Below are 16,709 nucleotides of genomic sequence, written 5' to 3' on the forward strand. Positions count from 1 at the left end.
GTCGTCGAGCGGCCATCGCCGCGAACTCACGGCGACGATCATTCGGCAGAACGACCGCGAATGACAGGGAAAAGACGTCCCGGACCGGCGAACGCATTGCTGCCTTGCGCCAATCGATTCTCTTCTCGGGAGCATACCCCCTAAGGCCGAAAGACCTTGGACCTGCGCTCCCAGGCGGTAACTTTCGCTTCTTCTCCCCAGCTTGGCTGGGGAGGTCGCCATCTTACGGCGAGGGGGTCATGATCCTCATGATTCATGCCCCCTTCGCCTGCCTGCGCGAAGCCGAAGCGGCTTCGCTTCGGCGAAGGCAGGTCCGCAAAGACGCGGACACCTCCCAGCGAAGCTGGGGAGGAGACCGAAGGTTTGCGCCTATGAGTGGCGCGCTCCCAGCGCATGACGCGTTCATTGGCGCCCGTGGCGCGTTCCCATCACATGAGTCGCCTTGGCGCACTCCCGCTACGCGGCGGCGAAATCTGAACGAGCGCGCTGCGCCGCCGGTCGCTAGGATGCGGGCGTGGGATGGATTACGCGGGAGCTGGAAAGAATGGGGTACAGGATTCTGGTCGCCACGCCTGTGGCGATGATCGGTGCCGTGTTGCTGGCAATCGGGGGTGCGCAAGCAGAGGAACCCGAAGCCGATGCGACGAAGTGGCGTGGTTTTCATGTCGGTGGCGAGCTTGGCGCCGCCTGGAGCTCCTACAGCTGGAGCGTGGCTCCCAACTACTTCAATACCCTGGGTCCGACCGTGCTGGGCAGCGAGCTCACGGCCGGCCAGGGAGGGTTCGCCGGCGGTGCCTTCGGCGGCTACAGCTGGACCGTCGGGCCGGCCGTGCTGGGCCTCGAGGTCGGCATCCGCGGCGGCAGCCTGGCCAAGTCGCAGCCCGATCCCTGGTACCCTGCCACCGACATCGCCACTTCGGACATCCACTGGATGGCAAGTGCCGTCGCGCGCGCCGGATACGCCTGGCAACGCTGGCAGGTCTTCGGCAAGGCGGGCTGGGCCGGAGCCAATGCCGGCCTTACCCTGACCGACACCGGCACGGGCATCACCTCGACGACGCAGAAATGGATCAATGGCTGGACAGCAGGGCTGGGCGTCCAATACATGGCCTTCGACCGCATCTCGGTAGGTGTCACCTGGGACTACACCGATCTCAGCGGCTCCGGCATTGGATCGAGCTGCCCCGGTTGCGGCAGCGGCGTCGGGTTGGGCGCACCGGTGCTCGATGCGCATGTTCGCGTCAACGCCGTCATGGCACGGATCACGTTCCACCCCGGACCATAGCTCGAGTCGGTGGCATGGACGCCGGCGTCGCGCCCGGGCGCACCCTTCATTCGTCTCCCCAGCGAGGCTGGGGAGGAGAGTGATCATCGCGCAACGATACATGCGCCTCCACAACGCCCCCCTTCGACCGCGCTTAGGGTAGGTGGTGCGCTCCGCTGCCGTCGGGATGACGGTCCCTTGCCGTATAAGGATGGCCTGCCATAGTGCCGGAGAGCCCCGTCGGGAGTCGCGTATCTGGCCGACGCAGGCCGGCGGCGGCGTATCGGGGCGCGGGAGCGGTGGGAACATGGCGAAGCGACAGAGTATCAGCGGCGCAGGCCGTGGGCCGGGGCTGCGCGTCCAGCGGCGCGGCTTGCTGCAGGCGAGCCTTGCGATCGGCGCCCTGGCATGGGGTCGGCGGGCCGCCCTCGGGCAGCACAAGCATCACGGCCAGATGCCCGATGCCGGCCTCGTCAATGAGGCTGTCGCCGCGACCGACCAGCCGCTGCGTGAGCCGGAGATTCGCCGCTCGAAGAATGGCGTGCTCAGCACCAACCTCGGCTGCGCCTACGCCTGGCGAGACATCGGCGGCAAGCGCCTCTACCTGCGCAGCTACGAAGGCGGTTCGCCCGGCCCGACTCTCAGCCTGAAGCCCGGCGAGATGCTGAAGATCCGGCTGGCAAACAGCCTGCCGCCCAACCGCGATCTGATGCCCGTCAACATCTCCCACCCACACCAGTTCAACAACACCAACTTCCACTTCCACGGCGCGCACTGCAGCCCGAGCGGCATTGCCGACAACGTCATGCGCTCGATGCCTCCCGGCAAGTCGTACGACATCGAGATCGCGCTGCCCGTCGACCACACGCGGGGCACCTACTGGTACCATCCGCACCATCACGGCTCGGCCGCCGTGCAGGTCGCGAGCGGCATGGTCGGCGCCATCATCGTCGAGGGCGACTTCGCCGACGTGCCCGAGATCGCCCAGGCGCGCGAGCGCGTCCTGCTGTTGAGCCAGGTCGTGTTCGACTCCCACAGCATGATTGAGGATTTCGGCACGCTGTTTCCCGAAACCGCGACGCGCTTCCTCGCCATCAATGGCCAGCGCCGGCCGACCATCTCGATGCGGCCGGGCGAGGTGCAGCGCTGGCGCTTTGTCGGCTCGCAGTACCAGGACAACATCTTGCTGGAGCTCGACCGGCACCGGCTGAACGTCATCGCCCTGGACGGCATCCCGATCGGCGCCTTGCGCGAGACGAAGCAGCTTCTGATCGCGCCAGGACAACGCGCCGACATGCTGGTCCAGGCAGGCGCACCGGGCACCTACGAGCTCGGCGCCATGCCGTTCGACCAGGGCCATCCCTCTCCCTCCGGACCGCTGGCGCGCGTCGTGGTCGCCGGCGAGCCACTACCGATGAAGCTGCCGACTGCGCTACCGAGGCCACCGCTCGAGACGATCCGCGACAGCGAGATCACCGGGCGGCGCACACTTGTCATGTCGGCGATCGGCGATCCGCCGCAGGTCGACGCCGGCGCGCACTGGCAAGAATTCGTCTTCTCCATCGACGGCAAGCGGTTCGATCCCTCGCGCATCGACCAGCGCGTGCGGCTGGGTGCGATCGAAGAATGGACCATCCGCAACAACCACGACCGCGACGACCACGTGTTTCACATCCACACCAATCCGTTCCAGGTGACGCACGTGAATGGCCAGCCGCAGGCTGACCTGCCGTGGCGGGACACGGTTGTGGTACCGCGCAATGGAGGTAGCGTCGTCTTCCGCTCGCGCTTCCTCGACTACACCGGAATCTTCATGCTCCATTGCCACATGATGAACCACGAGGAACTCGGCATGATGCAGACGGTCGAGGTCTTCAAGGACTGATCGCGCTCATTGCCTCGCCCCTGCGGAAGCGGTCGGTCACCAGCGTCGACAGGTTCCAGGAACGCCCGAGAGGCCGACCCGTTTCCTGCCCGATCATTGCGGGTCCAGAATGCGCGTACTCATCGTCGGAGTCTCGGGATTCATCGGTTCGGCGCTGGCCGCCCGGCTGAGCGCGCGCGGCGATGAAGTGGTCGGTGTGTCGCGCTCGCGGCCGCCCACCGATCTGCCTCTACGCCACATCGCGCTCGATGTCGCGACCGCGGTCTCGCCCGGCGACTGGCGGCAGCACCTCGCGGGCATCGACGCCGTGGTCTACTGCGCAGGGGCGCTGCAGGACTCGCGCAGCGACTCTCTCGAGGCCGTCCACCACCAGGCTCCTTCGGCGTTGTTCGCCGCCTGCGTGGCCGCCGGCGTGCGCCGCGTGGTGCATCTCTCGGCAATCGGTGTGGACCGCGCGGCGCCGACCGCCTTCTCGAGGACCAAGCGGAAGGGCGACCACGCCCTCGCCGGCCTCGATCTCGATTGGGTGATTCTCCGGCCCTCGGTGGTGGTCGGCCGCACGGCTTACGGCGGCAGCGCGTTGCTGCGCGGACTTGCAGCGCTCCCGGTGCTGCCGCTGCCGCGCGACGCGGGCCGGCTCCAGGTCGTCCATCTCGACGACCTGATGCAGACGATCCTGTTCTTCCTCGAGCCCAAGGCGCCAGCGAAGATCGCCCTCGACATCGTCGGTCCGCGAGCCTGGTCGCTGGAAGACCTCGTCGGCCTCTTCCGACGCTGGCTCGGCGGACGGCCCGCTGTCGTCGTCCACCTTCCCGCTTGGCTCGGCGTCCTCGCCTTCCGGCTCGGCGACCTCGCAGGATGGTTCGGATGGCGCTCCGCAGTCCGTTCGACGGCCGGCCACGAACTGCTGCGCGGCGCAGAAGGCGACCCCGAGCCATGGATGGCGGCGACCGGCATCCAGCCACGCGACATCGACGCGGCGCTGCGTCGCGAGGCGGCGACCGTGCAGGAAAAGTGGTTCGCCCGGCTCTACTTGCTTCGACCCTGGATCTTCGGAATCGCAGCCCTGTTCTGGATCTCGACGGGCCTGATCGCGCTCGGCCCCGGATGGCAGAACGGGGTCGCCCTGATGAACGAGGGCGGCGTCCGTGGCTGGCCGGCGGCGGCCACGGTTGTCGCAGGCGCGCTCTGCGATATCGCCGTCGGCCTGGCCATCGCGTGGCGCCGCACGGCCCGGGCGGGTGTCACGGCGGCGTTCGTCATCACGCTGGTCTACGCCGTGCTCGGCACGATCCTGGTGCCGAGCCTGTGGATTGATCCGATGGGACCGATGCTGAAGGCGATCCCGATCCTGGTGCTGCACCTCGCGGCACTCGGCATCATCGAGGATCGATGATGCTGTACTTCGGCCTCAAGTTCCTGCACGTGATCGGCGCCGCCGTGCTGTTGGGAACGGGCGCCGGCATCGCCTTCTTCATGCTGCTGGCGCATCGCGACGGCCGGCCGTTGATGGTGGCAGGGGTGGCGCGGATCGTGGTGATCGCGGACTTCCTGTTCACGGCGACGGCCGTGGTGGCGCAGCCACTGACCGGCTACCTGCTGGCGCAGCAAACCGGGCTTGCGATGAGCGAGGGCTGGATCGTGCTTTCCCTGCTGCTCTACCTGGTGACCGGCGCCTTCTGGCTCCCCGTCGTGTGGATGCAGATGCGCATGCGCGATCTTGCCGTCGCGGCGGTGCAGGCAGGCCACGGGCTGCCGGAAGAGTATCGCCGGCTGTTCCGCTGGTGGTTCGCCTTCGGCTTTCCCGCGTTCGCCGCCGTGCTGGCGATCTTCTGGCTGATGATCGCCAAGCCGTCCTTCAGTCTGTTCTGACAGTCCGCTACTGCGGCGGTGGATAGCGCTGGAACATCGGCAGTTCGTTGGCACGCTCCATCCACCTCAGGCGCTCGGCGACCTGGACATGGACCTGCGGTGGAACAATCTCGGGGTCGTCGTAGGTGCCGCTCTGGACGTCGATGATCGACGGCAGCATCTCGGCGTTGACATAGAAAAGGCCGGTGCCGCAGTCGGGGCAAAAATGCCGCCGGCCGTGCTGAGAGGACTCGTAGACCTTGGGTGAACCCTTGATCACCTTGACCGCCGCCTCCGGGTACATCGTCCAGCCGACCATCGGCGCACCGGAGTGGCGCCGGCAATCGGCGCAGTGACACAGCGCGTGCACGATCGCTTCCCCCTCGATCTGATATCGGATCGCGCCGCAGTGGCATCCGCCGGTGATCATCGTGACGTCTCCCCCAGGGGCCGCAGGAAAGTTGCAGGTACATGGCCGGAGAGCAACGCCTACCGCGCGGCCGCTCCCGAGTGCAAGACTCCTGCCTTTTCTGCGACGTCAGGCAACCGCCCACAGAGTCGAAGATGGCGGCGATCTTTATGGCTCGATCCGGACAGCCTCGATGCAGGCGACGGCGACGCACCCGGCCTTCAGTTCCAGGATTCGGTCTCAGTGTCTCGGAGATCCCGATGACCTTTGGTTTCTGGCTGAGAAGAGAGGCCGCGGAAAACAGCCCGAACGAAACTGACCGCGCGGGGTGGCCTGCGCGCCGGGGAACGGCGGGCAGGCCCGAGCCAACGGCTGAGAGAGGAGTTTGCGCCGCGGCTGTCTCGACAGATTGTGCCTCCACCGGCCGGCCCGAGGCGACAGAACCTTCCCTAATGGGAGTGCAATTGGGTCGTTAGTCACCTATCGTACGAAGCGAGAAGGTGCTGTGGCCGATTTCCCCGGTTGTTCGTTGAGACCGTACGCGTCCGTTTCCATTGTACGCCACCGCACAGTCCCGCAGCGAGGCCCGCCGACCGATGTCGCTTGCCATTGACCCGATTAAACCACGCATCCTCATTGTCGAGGACAGCTACCTCACGGCCGATGTCCTCGGCGATGTCGTGCGCGGCTGCGGCTTTGAACTCGCAGGCACGACCGCATCGCTCGCGGGCGGGCTGCGCGCCGTCGAGCAGGATTGCCTCGACGGCGCAGTGCTCGATATCGACCTCGGCGGCCGTCCGAGCTTTCCGATCTGCAGAGCCTTGAGGGCACGAGGCATCCCGTTCGTCTTCGTCAGCGGCTACAGCCCCGGCACGATTGTCCCGGACGAATTCCGCGACACGCCCCATATCGGCAAGCCGGTTGATCCGCGCCGGCTCGAATCGACGCTTCACGACCTTTTCGATCTCGACCAGGCTTCGGCGGCGTTCGGCAACGGCGTCCTCGATTCCCTGCCGGCCGCCGAGCGGGCCGCGCTGCAGGGCGCCCTCGAGATGGTCACGCTGCGGACGGGCGATGCCCTGGAAATCGCCGGCGCACCGATAGACCACGTCTACTTTCCCGTCGAGGCCCTGATCTCGATGCTTGCAGGCATCAGTCGGCAGACCCGCATCGAAGCTGCCAGCATCGGCCGCGAGGGCATGACGGCGCCCGGCCTGCTGCTCGGCGACAGGACGGCGTTCGGCGAGACGGTGGTACAGGCGGGCGGGCGCGCTTGGCGGATTGCGGCCGCAGATCTGAGCCGAGTCGCCGAGTGCAATCCAGTGCTGCGCCGCCATCTGCTCAGCCATGTCGGTCTTGCCCTGCGCGAAATCGTCGAGACCTCGATGTTCCATGGCCGGGCCACGATCATCGAGCGGCTGGCGCGCTGGCTGGTGCAGACGTCGCGTCGGCTAAACTCCACGCGGCTTGTGTTCACCCACGACGCCCTGGCACGGCTCCTCGGCGTCCGTCGACCCAGCGTCAGCGTCGGCCTGCAGATCCTGGAGGGCAAGCGCCTCCTCCGCTCGACCCGGCGCGCCATCGTCCTGCTCGACACCGACGGCCTGATCGACCTCGCCGGGCTGGACAGGAAGTAGTCTCTACTTCGCCTGCGGCTCCTCGACTATTCGCAAGATCTCCACCACGGGTGGCGACAGGAGAATCTCGCTGAAGGCGTGCATCCAGCTTCCAGTCTCCTTGTCAGTGCCCACTCCACGCTCGCGGAACTGATCGAGCTGGTCCAACCGGGCCAATTCAAGCTCAAACTGCAGGGCAGCGCCTCCCTGAGCTCGCGTCAGCGGCACCAGCAGCCGGGCGCTCAGCCCTTTGTTGCGGGCTGCCTCGACCTCGCGCTGAATGAAGTCGATGGCAGGCTGGCGGTTAACGGGCAGTACTTCGTATGAAAAGCGAGCCAGGTACATCGCTTCCTCCTGTTGTCCTACGTGCCCGCACCGCGCGGCCTCCGATCGCGTTTGGAGCCTTTCAGATCGGAATTCTGGCTGCCGGGTAGTGCCGCGGCGTTTCGCTTTCGAGACCTTGGCGACCGCGGCTTGGTCTGCGGAGCAGCGCACGGTCCCGGCCGCCCCTTCTTCCCGTCGTCTCGGGGTGTCGGGTTCAACGCTTCCTCCGATCGCCCCGGTCTCCCTGGCCGGGCTTCGCTATGGTCTTTGCCTTGCGGCGCCCATCCGCGGACAGGGATCGTCCGGCATCGACGACCTTCTTGAACGATGTCCCACGCTCGTTACGCCGCACGTAGAGCTTGTTCGAGCCGGTGTTGATCAACTCCCGCTTTGCCGCCTTGTGCGCTCGCATGTGGTCCTCCTGTGGTGGTGTCCGGGAGGAAACGTGTTCGGCGGGCAAAGGTGGCCGGTCGGCCTCAGGTTTCGCGAACTTCCCTTGGAACTTCGGGGGTCGCGGTCAGGCCGCGACTCAGCAAGACGGAGCCTGGCGCGGTCATCAGAGCTTGGCCGTCTCCACCCGGGAGAATCGCCACTACCCTGAAGCCTGTCTGCCGCCGCGACTCCGCTTTGGCTCTGCGTCTCCGACGCCGAAGTCGCGCGACTTCCACTGGCTGTTTGCGGTGACAAATCCTTCGGCTGCCAGGCCGCGTTTCAAGAGCTCGCGGATTGCCGCTGCCCGGCTCGGCATACGCGCGGAAAAGCGCCAAGTATCAAGGGCCTCGAGCTCTTGGCTGGTAAGCATTATTTGAAGCCGCTCGCCGCGGGTGAGATTTGGCATCGAATTCTTCCCTCAGCAGCACTTACTCATTTTTTGCAAAATAGGTCTTAACCTCGAAATGATCCAGTGCCGAATTCGGAGTCAAAAGGCGATAAGACTGACAAGGCCGTCATTGCCAGCAGTTAGCTGATAACAGCTTTGAAATATAATATTTTTCCTGAATAGATGGCGTATGGTCGCAAGCAGCATTACGACGCCCGAAGCCGCAACGCACGTCGCGCCACTCGAGCTCACGGTCGAGGCCAACCACCGCATCGCAAACGAACTCGGTCGACTCGCCGCACTCGTCATACGGCAAATCAACGCGACGGCATCCGGACCCGAGTCGCTGTCCCGCGAATCAGTCGTCGATATGTTGCGTTTGCACCACGGCCGCCTTCTGGGCATTGCCCGGCTGCATCACGCGATAAGCCGGACGCCGGGCAATGACTGCGTGGATCTCGCGCAGGTGCTCACCGACCTCTTCCGCGAGTTCGAGGCTTCCGGCGTGTTCGAACAGCGATTGCATCTGACGTGGAGGTTCTTCGAGGCCTGCTCTGTCGACCCGGCTCAGGTGTCGGCTGTCACCCTCGCCTTTTCGGAAATCTTGACCAACGCCATGAAGTACGCGCACCCGACCGGGCTGCCGGTGGAAATGACGGTGACCGCGGCGATGACTTCGGAGGGCAAGGTCGCGCTGAGCATTGCCGATGACGGTGTTGGTTTGCCCGATGGTTTTGTCGAATCGCGCGATGCCGGCGTGGGCTTGAAGCTGGTGCGGTCGCTGTTGGAAAGTGTCGGGGCGCGCATCGCGATATCGTCGAGCGAACTAGGCCTCGCGTTCCATGTTGAACTGCCGTCGCCGCGACCTCGCAGAGATGGGTGAAGCTCAAAGTTGAATGTTTGCATCACGCCGCATTGTGCGAACAAATTGCGGCGGATGCTGTCGAGAGGCGAATCGGACCGACCTTCTTGCCATCGCCTCGCACTGGCGGACGCTGCCCGTCGTTCGCGCTATGTCGCGCGGCAATGCAATCCAGCGGTATTCGTGACATCGAGCGCGGGCGGTAATGCGGCGCGCGGGCCGAGGCGAGGCCGCGACCGCGCATCGCTAAATTGGTGCGGTGCACCCTGTTTCCAAGAAATGCCCGACGCACCGGCGGTCGCTCGGTAGATCCAATCCTCCTCGCGGAAACCGCGATGAGGAGGCGCGATCATCTCGATTCAGCCTGCCGGCCAGGGCGAGGTGAGCCTTGGGCGGACCCTTGATGCAGTCGGGGCGAACCAGGGTCGACGCTCGGGCGAGGGGATGCTGCCCGCGCAGACTTGTCGGTTAGTGCGTCGGGAAATGGTCCGCAATCGAACGGCAACGATAGACCACCGGGCTACGTTACGGCCGCGCCGAAGGGGGACCAACCGGTTGGAGTCGAGCCTTGACGGTTCCAGGCAACCAAGTGCCGCGGCCGCACCGCCGCCCGACGCTCGTCCTGGTCGCCAACAACACGCACCTCTCGCGCCGGCAAGACACCTGGGCCGGACCCGAGACGGTTCTCATCGCTGGGATGTCCATCGGGGCGGCGTACGCCGTCGGCTTGCTGTTCGCTGTTGCCCTCTGGTGACACCCGCTGTCGGGATTGTCCCCTCGGCATCCTCATGTCCAACCCGCCCAACACCGACGGCACCTCGCTGGGCTGGACAGGCGATAGTCTTACGCCGTTCGAGCGTGAGCGAGCAGCGCGCCCAGGGTCGCAAGAATCGCGAAATCGCTGACCGGCTTGCCGAGAAGCGGGGCGCCGCGCAGCGCGGGGGGACGATCGAGCCCTCGTCGTAGCCGGTCAGGAAGATGAACGGCACATGACGTCGGCTGAGCAGCTCGGCGATGGCAAAGCAGCGCTCGCCGTTGAGATTGATGTCGAGCAGCGCCGAATCGAGCTCTGCGTCGCGCGCCAGGCAGAGGCCACGCTCGAGGCGCGAGGCGGGCCCGACGACCACGCAGCCCTCGCCGCGCAGCAGGTCGCACATCACCTCGGCCACCAGGAAATTGTCCTCGACCACCAGGATCCGTGCTCCCGTCAGGGGTCTTTCCGATCCTGGCATCGCCTACCTGCCTTGCTGTTTCGGACCTACTCCGGTTCCACCCTGCTCTGGACATTGCCGTCGAAAGGAAAAGCGATTCTCCAACGCAGACCGTCGCTCCCGAGTTGCAGCTCGGCCGTCCCATCCAGCTCGTATTCGACGGTACGCTTGACGAAGCCGGTGCCGAAGCCCTCCTTGATGGGGCTGGCCAGCGGCGGGCCGCCGATCTCGGCCCAGACCAGAACCACCTTGGCCTTGTCCTTGTCCGAGACGTCGATGTTCCAACTGATGTCGACCCGACCGCCAGACCCGGACGGGCTGCCGTACTTCTGGGCATTGGTGGCAAGCTCGTAGAGCACCAGCCCGAGCGTCGAGGCGGTTCCGGGCGCCAGCAGCAGATCGTCGCCGTTCAAGCCGACCGCCGGGTTGCCGCGACCGAGCTCGGGACCCAGCGCCGCCTCGATCAGCGCCCGCAGCCGTGCGCCGGTCCAGTTGCCGCGCGACAGCAGCTCGTGAGTATCGGCCATCGCCCGCAGGCGTCCGAGAAAGGCCGTAGTAAATGCCTCCAGTGACGGGCTTTCCTTCAGCATGCGCGTGGCGAGCGCACCGATCGTCGTAATGATGTTCTTGACCCGGTGCTGCAGCTCGTAGAGCAGGATCTGCTGACGCGCCTCCGCGGCACGGCGCTCGGAAATGTCGAGGATGGCCGCGATGCCGCCGCTCACCTCGCCCGATTCGCCGAGCAGCGCCGTCGCCGAGATCAGAACGTCGGCCCGGCTGCCGTCGGCGCGAAGGATCTGGCCCTCGAAGCCCGACACCGCCTCCCCGGAACGCGCCGCCCGGTAGAGCGGTTGCTCGGACTCGGCAAGCTCGCGCTCGCCCTGGAAAAGCCGCAGGCTGCCGGTCAGCAGGCGCGGGCCGCCCGCTTCCGAGCCGCCCCCCTCGCCGATCAGGCTCGCACCATAGCGATTGATCCGGACCTGCTCGGTGCGGTTGTCGCCGATGATCAGGATGCCGACCGGCAGGAGGTTGAGCAGGGTCTCCAGGCTTTGCACACGACTGCGCAGGTCGTGCGTCAGCTCGCTGATACGCGCCTCGGCAGCCGTGATCCTGGTGACGTCGACGAAGGTGATGACCACGCCGCCGATCACGTTGTCGACCGAGCGATAGGGCATCATGCGCATGACATAGCGGGCGCCGTTGTAGTTGCTCTCGACCTGGCGCTCGATGGTCGACAGGGTGCGCATCACCCGCTCGGCATCCTCCTGCACGGTGTCGGAATCGAAGCGGGCACGGACATGCGTGATCGGCCTTCCGGTGTCGCTCTCGACCAGCCGGAACACGTCCTTGGCCGCCGGCGTGAAGCTCTTCACCGCGAGGTTGCGGTCGAGGAACACGGTGGCGATCTGCGTGCTTTCCAGCAGGTTGGCGATGTCGGAGTTGGCGCGACTCAGCTCCTCGACCCGCGCGTTGAGCTCGGAATTGACCGTCTGCAGCTCCTCGTTGATCGACTGCAGCTCCTCCTTGGACGTCTCGAGCTCCTCGTTGGCCGACTGGAGCTCCTCATTCATGGAGGACAGCTCCTCGTTGCCCGACTTCAGCTCCTCGTTCGACGATTCGAGCTCCTCGGTCGTCGTCTGCAGGCGCTCGCGCGTGGCCCTGAGCTCCGCCTCGAGCTGACGCAGGTTGGCGTTCTCCAGGTCCTCGGCGCTCTCCACGGTCTCCGTCTCCGCCGTCGGGCGGATGCCGCCGATGTCCTGGAAGACCACCATGTAGAGCGATTCCTGTGCCGCCCCCGGCCGGATCGGATGGACCACCAGATCGATCGTCTGGCGTCCGCCGTTGGTGCCCACAGTGACATTCTTCTGCAGCGCGACCTGCCTGGTGTTCACCGCCTTGTGCACGCCGGCGCGCAAGTCGGGCCGGAGACCGGGCCGCGCCATGCTGAAGATGTCCATGCGCGGGGCGCCGGGCGGCAACTCGAGATACTTTCCGGTGCGCGCCGAGCCGTGCAGCAGCTCGCCGTCGCTGTTGATCACGACGTAGGCCGGGGCATAGCGGTCGAGAAGCTGGCGCTCGGCCAGGGACTGCAAGGGTTCGTGGTCGACCGCGGCGCGCGGCGCCGCTGCCGCTTTGCGGCCGCCGCCATCCGGCGCGGTGAGCGGGAACTCGGGCAGGCGGCGCTCGATCTGCGGGCGGCGGCGAAAGATGCGGTGCGCCTTGTCGACGGTCGCGAACAGCCGCGAATGGCGGGTGACGTTCTCCGACGTGCCGAGGAACAGGTAGCCGGGATCGTTCAGGGCGTAGTGGAACAGCGGGATCAGGCGATTCTGCAGCTCCGGCGTGAGGTAGATCAGGAGATTGCGGCAGGAAATCAGGTCGAGCTTGGAGAACGGCGCATCGCGCAAGAGATTGTGCGCCGAGAACAGGCAGATCTCGCGCAGGTCGCTGGCGATGCGGTAGGTGCCGTCCTCGCGTACGAAATAGCGCTCCAGCCGGGCCGGCGGCACGTCCTTGGAGATGGTCGACGGGAAGCGGCCGGTGCGGGCGATCTCCAGCGACTGCTCGTCGATGTCGCTGGCGAAGATCTGCAGTTTTGGCGCGCTCTGCACCTTGGAAACATGCTCGCGCAGCAGGATGGCGATCGAATAGGCCTCCTCCCCGGTCGAGCAGCCGGGCACCCACACGCGGACCGTATCGTCCGGTCCCTTGCCTTCGAACAGGGCCGGGATGACCTCGCGCTCGAGCGCCGCGAAGGCTTCCGGGTCGCGGAAGAAATTGGTGACCCCGATCAGCAGGTCCTGCAGCAGCGCATCGAGCTCCTTCGGCTCCTTGCGCAGGCGCTCGATGAAGTCGGGCACCTCGCCGATCTGCAACACCTGCATGCGGCGCTGCACGCGGCGCGCCACGGTCTTGTCCTTGTAGCCGCTGAAGTCGTGGCCGGTCCGGGTGCGCAACAGGGCGCAGATCTGCGCTAGATGGTTGGTCGCCTCGGCGCGCACGCCGTCCGGTCCCTTGCGGCCGTCGATCTGCGTGAGATGGTGGAAGTAGTCGTAGATCTTGGCCGGAATGGCCTCGATCGGCAGGACGAAATCGACCATGCCCGAACGCACCGCCGAGCGCATCATACCGTCGTACTCGGCGTCGTCCTGCGCCACCGTGAGGCCGCCATGCTCCTTGATGGCGCGCAGGCCGATCGTACCGTCGCTGCCGGTTCCCGACAGGATGATGCCGGCGGCGTTCTCGCCCTTGGACTCGGCGAGCGAGGCGAAGAAGCCGTCGATCGGCGTGCGCTGGCCGCGCTGAGCGATCGGCGGAGCGACCTGCAGGCGGCTGTCCGAGATGGCGAGCGAGGCATTGGGCGGAATGATGTAGACGTGGTCGGGCTCGATCGGAGCCTGGTCCTTGATCTCGACCACGGGAATCCTGGCGACCTTGGCGAGCAACGCCGCCAGCACGCTCTCGTGATTGGGATCGAGATGCTGGACCACGACATAGGCCACGCCGGCATCCGGCGTGAGCAGGGGCAACATCGCCTCGAGAGCGCCGATACCGCCCGCCGAAGCGCCGATCCCGACGACCGGCACGCCGGTCCCGCCGCGCGGCCGGCTTTCTTCCTCGTCAGCGTTGTTCGTCGGCATCCTTGACTAGTCTCCCCAGCGCCCGCGCCCCGGACGGTGTCTGCAGCTTGCCGCTACGCATCAACCCCTTCATGATCTCCGCGTCGTCGTCGTACTCGCGCGCCCGGCCCTTGAGACGTTCAGCCAGGGTCGGCCGGTCGTCGGCTCGCGCATGCTCGGCCATCCTGTACGCCAAGGCCGCCCGTTCCTGGTGCGACCGCAGCAACCTGCCCATCAGCCGCTCGATTTCCTCGCCCTGGGCTGCCAGCACGGCATCCGCGGCAAAGGCGTGGCCGACGTGGCAGCGATAGCGCAGCATGCTGCCATCCTCGATCTCCCACAAGGCCCCATGGCACTCCGGGCAGGTGAACCGGGAAGGATCGCCCAGCGCGTCGTCTACGCGCATGTCGGCCAGCTCCTGGGCCGCGATTGCCGTCTCCAGCCTGATATCGAGCGGAATCTCCGGCGTCGGTCCTGCCGGCGTGAGCACCAGCCTGCCGAGCAGCCTGGCCATTTCCTCCGCGCGGCAGACATGGTCGACATCGACGTGGCGCAGCGCGCTCGTCGGCATGTCCGGCACCAGGGCCTCCGCGGGATCCTGCACGATTGCCAGGCCACCGCACCGCTTGATGCCGCGCAGGCCCGCGGTGCCGTCGGCGAGCGATCCCGACAGTACCACGCCGATCACCCTGCCGCCAAAGCTGGCCGCAGCCGAGCGGAAGAGCGGATCGATGGCGGGACGAGCCCGATGCTCGCGCGGGCCGCGCCGCAGCAGCACGTGGTCGCCATGCAGAAGGAGATGGCATCCCGGCACCGCCACATAGACTTTGCCCCGCTCGATGAGCTGCCCGCTCTGGGCCCGCACCACGCTGAGCGGCCCAGCCCTGTCCAGGATGTCCGCCAGATGGCTGGTTGCCCCGATATGCAGGACGACGAAGACCGCCGCCGGAAAGCCCGGCTCGAGACCACGTACCAGCGTCCGCAAGGCCTCCAGCCCGCCTCCTGACGCACCGGTAACGACGATATCGCGTGTGGCGGAAGTTCTCGGCATTCCTGGAACGCTCCTGCCTGGAAATCCCCCAGACGAGCCAACGTCATGCGAAGCGACTCGTTCCGGGAATGCACCGTCTCCACTGCCCGTGGAGGTACGACTTGCGACCGAGCGTCCGAACCGGGCAACGCCGCTTCCCTGGCGAAGTTTGCACCCTGCACTCAAACCCAGGAGTTTCCGATGAAACGCTTCGTCCTGCCTCTCCTCGCCGTGACCGGATTCGCCGCGGCGGCGTTCGCCGCCGATCCTCCCGGCAAACCCGCCAGCAGCCCTGCAACCGGGAGCCAGGCGGCAGCGCCGGCGGTTCCGGCGACGACCTTCATCGCCAAGGTGGCCGCCGGCAACCGGTTCGAGATCGACAGCAGCGAGCTTGCCCTCGCCCGCACCAAGTCGGAGCCCGTCAAGGCTTTCGCCCGGCGCATGGTCGACGACCACACCGCGGCCGGCACCAAGTTCAACCAGGCGATCAGCGAGGCCAATCTGACGGCTCCGCCTGCGAGGCTCGATGCCGCACACCAGGCGATCTTCGACGGCCTCAAGAGCAAGGATGCTGCCTCGTTCGACAAGGCCTACATCGACGCGCAGTACAAGGCGCATGTCGAGACGGTCGACCTGTTCACCGCCTATGCACGCGGCGGCGACAACGCGCGTCTGAAGAAATTCGCCACCGAACTGCTGCCCACGCTGCAATCGCACCTCGAGCACGCGAGCAAGATGCGCTGAGCGTCACGGGCAACCTGCGCCCCGTTCGGAATCAGACCGCACGGGGTGCTCTGTGATCTTTTGCAACCAACCGAGCGACAGCGGCATTGCGACGCCGCATTTCACACCATGGAGAGCTGTCATGCCAGAAGCCCGGACGGGCAAGAACGCCGCCGCCAAGGCGAAAACCGGAAGCAAGCAGGCCCAGTCGACGCAACCGGTGCGGGGCCTGTCCGGAGCGACGGCACTCTCGACCGGCACGGTCGCCACGCCGAGAACCGCGGCGACTGCCGCCGCGTCAAGTGCCATCGCGGCCCTCGAGGAGGACCATCGCCACGTCGAGCAGTTGTTCGCCGACTACAGGTCGGCAGCCCAGGATCACCGCAAGGACGAACTGGTCCAGGAGATCTGCAGCGCCCTGATCATCCATACCAGGCTCGAGGAGGAAATCTTCTATCCCGCCTGCCGTGCCGCGGCCGACGACGAGGATCCCCTGGACGAGGCACAGGTCGAGCATGACAGCGCCAAGCTCCTGATCGCCGACCTGCTCGAAAGCTCCTCGGACGACCCCTATCGCGACGCCAAGGTGTCGGTGCTGTCGGAGCAGATCAAGCATCATGTCGACGAAGAGGAGAAGCCCGGCGAGGGCATCCTTGCCAAGGCAAAGGCCAATGGCGTCGACACGCCGGACCTCGCCCACGAACTCGCGGCGAGAAAGCAGACCCTGCAGGGGCGCGCTGCAGACCTGAGGCCCACTCGCGCCGTTTCACTCAATGCCGAAACTCAGGAGGGATTCATGCCACGTTATGGCAGCTACGACCGCGATCGCGACGAGCGCGGCCGCTTCATCAGCGACGACGACGAGCGCGGCGGGCGGAGATACGCAAGCCGCGGCGACGGCCGCCGCTACTACGATGATGACGACGACGGCCGGGGCCACGGTCGCGGTGGATGGTTCGGCGATTCCGAAGGCCATTCGCGCGCGGCGCGCAGCCGCTTCGACGACGACCGCTATTACCGTTCGCGGAGCAGCCGCTATGACGACGACGACGATCGCGGTGGACGCGGCCGTGGCCGCGGCGGATGGTTCGGCG

General features: G+C 66.4%; 14 protein-coding genes. 8 read left to right on the forward strand and 6 right to left on the reverse strand.

Annotation, left to right across the window (positions count from 1 at the left end; genetic code table 11):
- The first annotated feature begins 544 nt into the window (after positions 1-544).
- From AB7O82_RS23840 to AB7O82_RS23855, 4 genes are all read left to right on the forward strand, one after another.
- A complete protein-coding gene (locus tag AB7O82_RS23840) occupies positions 545-1,285 on the forward strand; it encodes an outer membrane protein (RefSeq protein WP_428544472.1) in 741 nt (246 codons plus the stop codon).
- A 286-nt stretch (positions 1,286-1,571) separates the two neighbouring features.
- Positions 1,572-3,149 (forward strand): multicopper oxidase family protein, encoded by a 1,578-nt coding sequence (locus tag AB7O82_RS23845; protein WP_428544469.1) that lies wholly within the window; start codon positions 1,572-1,574, stop codon positions 3,147-3,149.
- 109 nt (positions 3,150-3,258) lie between these two features.
- The gene (locus AB7O82_RS23850; protein ID WP_428544466.1) at positions 3,259-4,545 is read left to right on the forward strand and encodes an SDR family oxidoreductase; all 1,287 of its coding nucleotides are present in this window, start codon (positions 3,259-3,261) and stop codon (positions 4,543-4,545) included.
- On the forward strand, positions 4,545-5,021 hold the full coding sequence (locus AB7O82_RS23855; RefSeq protein WP_428544499.1) for a DUF2269 family protein: 477 nt from the start codon (positions 4,545-4,547) through the stop codon (positions 5,019-5,021). Before AB7O82_RS23850 ends, AB7O82_RS23855 begins: the two co-directional genes overlap by 1 nt.
- Positions 5,022-5,028: 7 nt before the next feature.
- Here AB7O82_RS23855 and AB7O82_RS23860 read toward each other — a convergent pair whose 3' ends face one another.
- Positions 5,029-5,430 (reverse strand): GFA family protein, encoded by a 402-nt coding sequence (locus tag AB7O82_RS23860; RefSeq protein WP_428544463.1) that lies wholly within the window; start codon positions 5,428-5,430, stop codon positions 5,029-5,031.
- Between the two features lie 575 nt (positions 5,431-6,005).
- Here AB7O82_RS23860 and AB7O82_RS23865 point away from each other — a divergent pair.
- Positions 6,006-7,046: a helix-turn-helix domain-containing protein gene (locus tag AB7O82_RS23865; RefSeq protein WP_428544460.1), complete on the forward strand. Its 1,041-nt coding sequence runs from the start codon at positions 6,006-6,008 to the stop codon at positions 7,044-7,046.
- A 3-nt stretch (positions 7,047-7,049) separates the two neighbouring features.
- On the opposite strand, the gene AB7O82_RS23870 is transcribed toward AB7O82_RS23865, so the two are convergent.
- Together AB7O82_RS23870 and AB7O82_RS23875 are read right to left on the reverse strand one after the other, a co-directional pair.
- Positions 7,050-7,370, reverse strand: coding sequence for a hypothetical protein (locus AB7O82_RS23870; RefSeq protein WP_428544457.1), 321 nt, complete (start codon positions 7,368-7,370; stop codon positions 7,050-7,052).
- Positions 7,371-7,563: 193 nt separating this feature from the next.
- Positions 7,564-7,761 carry a hypothetical protein gene (locus tag AB7O82_RS23875; RefSeq protein WP_428544454.1) on the reverse strand — a complete coding sequence of 66 codons (198 nt, stop codon included), beginning with the start codon at positions 7,759-7,761 and terminating at the stop codon, positions 7,564-7,566.
- 598 nt (positions 7,762-8,359) lie between these two features.
- Here AB7O82_RS23875 and AB7O82_RS23880 point away from each other — a divergent pair.
- Positions 8,360-9,052, forward strand: coding sequence for a sensor histidine kinase (locus AB7O82_RS23880; protein ID WP_428544451.1), 693 nt, complete (start codon positions 8,360-8,362; stop codon positions 9,050-9,052).
- Between the two features lie 665 nt (positions 9,053-9,717).
- On the opposite strand, the gene AB7O82_RS23885 is transcribed toward AB7O82_RS23880, so the two are convergent.
- The 3 genes from AB7O82_RS23885 to AB7O82_RS23895 form a co-directional block, all read right to left on the reverse strand.
- Positions 9,718-10,221, reverse strand: a complete 504-nt coding sequence (locus AB7O82_RS23885) for a hypothetical protein (protein ID WP_428620312.1) — start codon at positions 10,219-10,221, stop codon at positions 9,718-9,720.
- 68 nt (positions 10,222-10,289) lie between these two features.
- Entirely contained in the window at positions 10,290-13,883 is a 3,594-nt protein-coding gene (locus AB7O82_RS23890; protein WP_428620313.1) for a chemotaxis protein CheB, read from the reverse strand.
- Positions 13,864-14,913 carry a chemotaxis protein CheB gene (locus AB7O82_RS23895; protein ID WP_428544442.1) on the reverse strand — a complete coding sequence of 350 codons (1,050 nt, stop codon included), beginning with the start codon at positions 14,911-14,913 and terminating at the stop codon, positions 13,864-13,866. Before AB7O82_RS23895 ends, AB7O82_RS23890 begins: the two co-directional genes overlap by 20 nt.
- 180 nt (positions 14,914-15,093) lie before the next feature.
- Here AB7O82_RS23895 and AB7O82_RS23900 point away from each other — a divergent pair, with 180 nt between their 5' ends.
- Positions 15,094-15,636, forward strand: coding sequence for a DUF4142 domain-containing protein (locus AB7O82_RS23900; RefSeq protein WP_428544439.1), 543 nt, complete (start codon positions 15,094-15,096; stop codon positions 15,634-15,636).
- A gap of 121 nt (positions 15,637-15,757) precedes the next feature.
- On the forward strand, positions 15,758-16,709 hold a 952-nt coding region (locus AB7O82_RS23905), incomplete at its 3' end, for a hemerythrin domain-containing protein (protein ID WP_428620314.1).

This window comes from Reyranella sp. (assembly GCF_050185545.1).
Taxonomy (GTDB): domain Bacteria; phylum Pseudomonadota; class Alphaproteobacteria; order Reyranellales; family Reyranellaceae; genus Reyranella.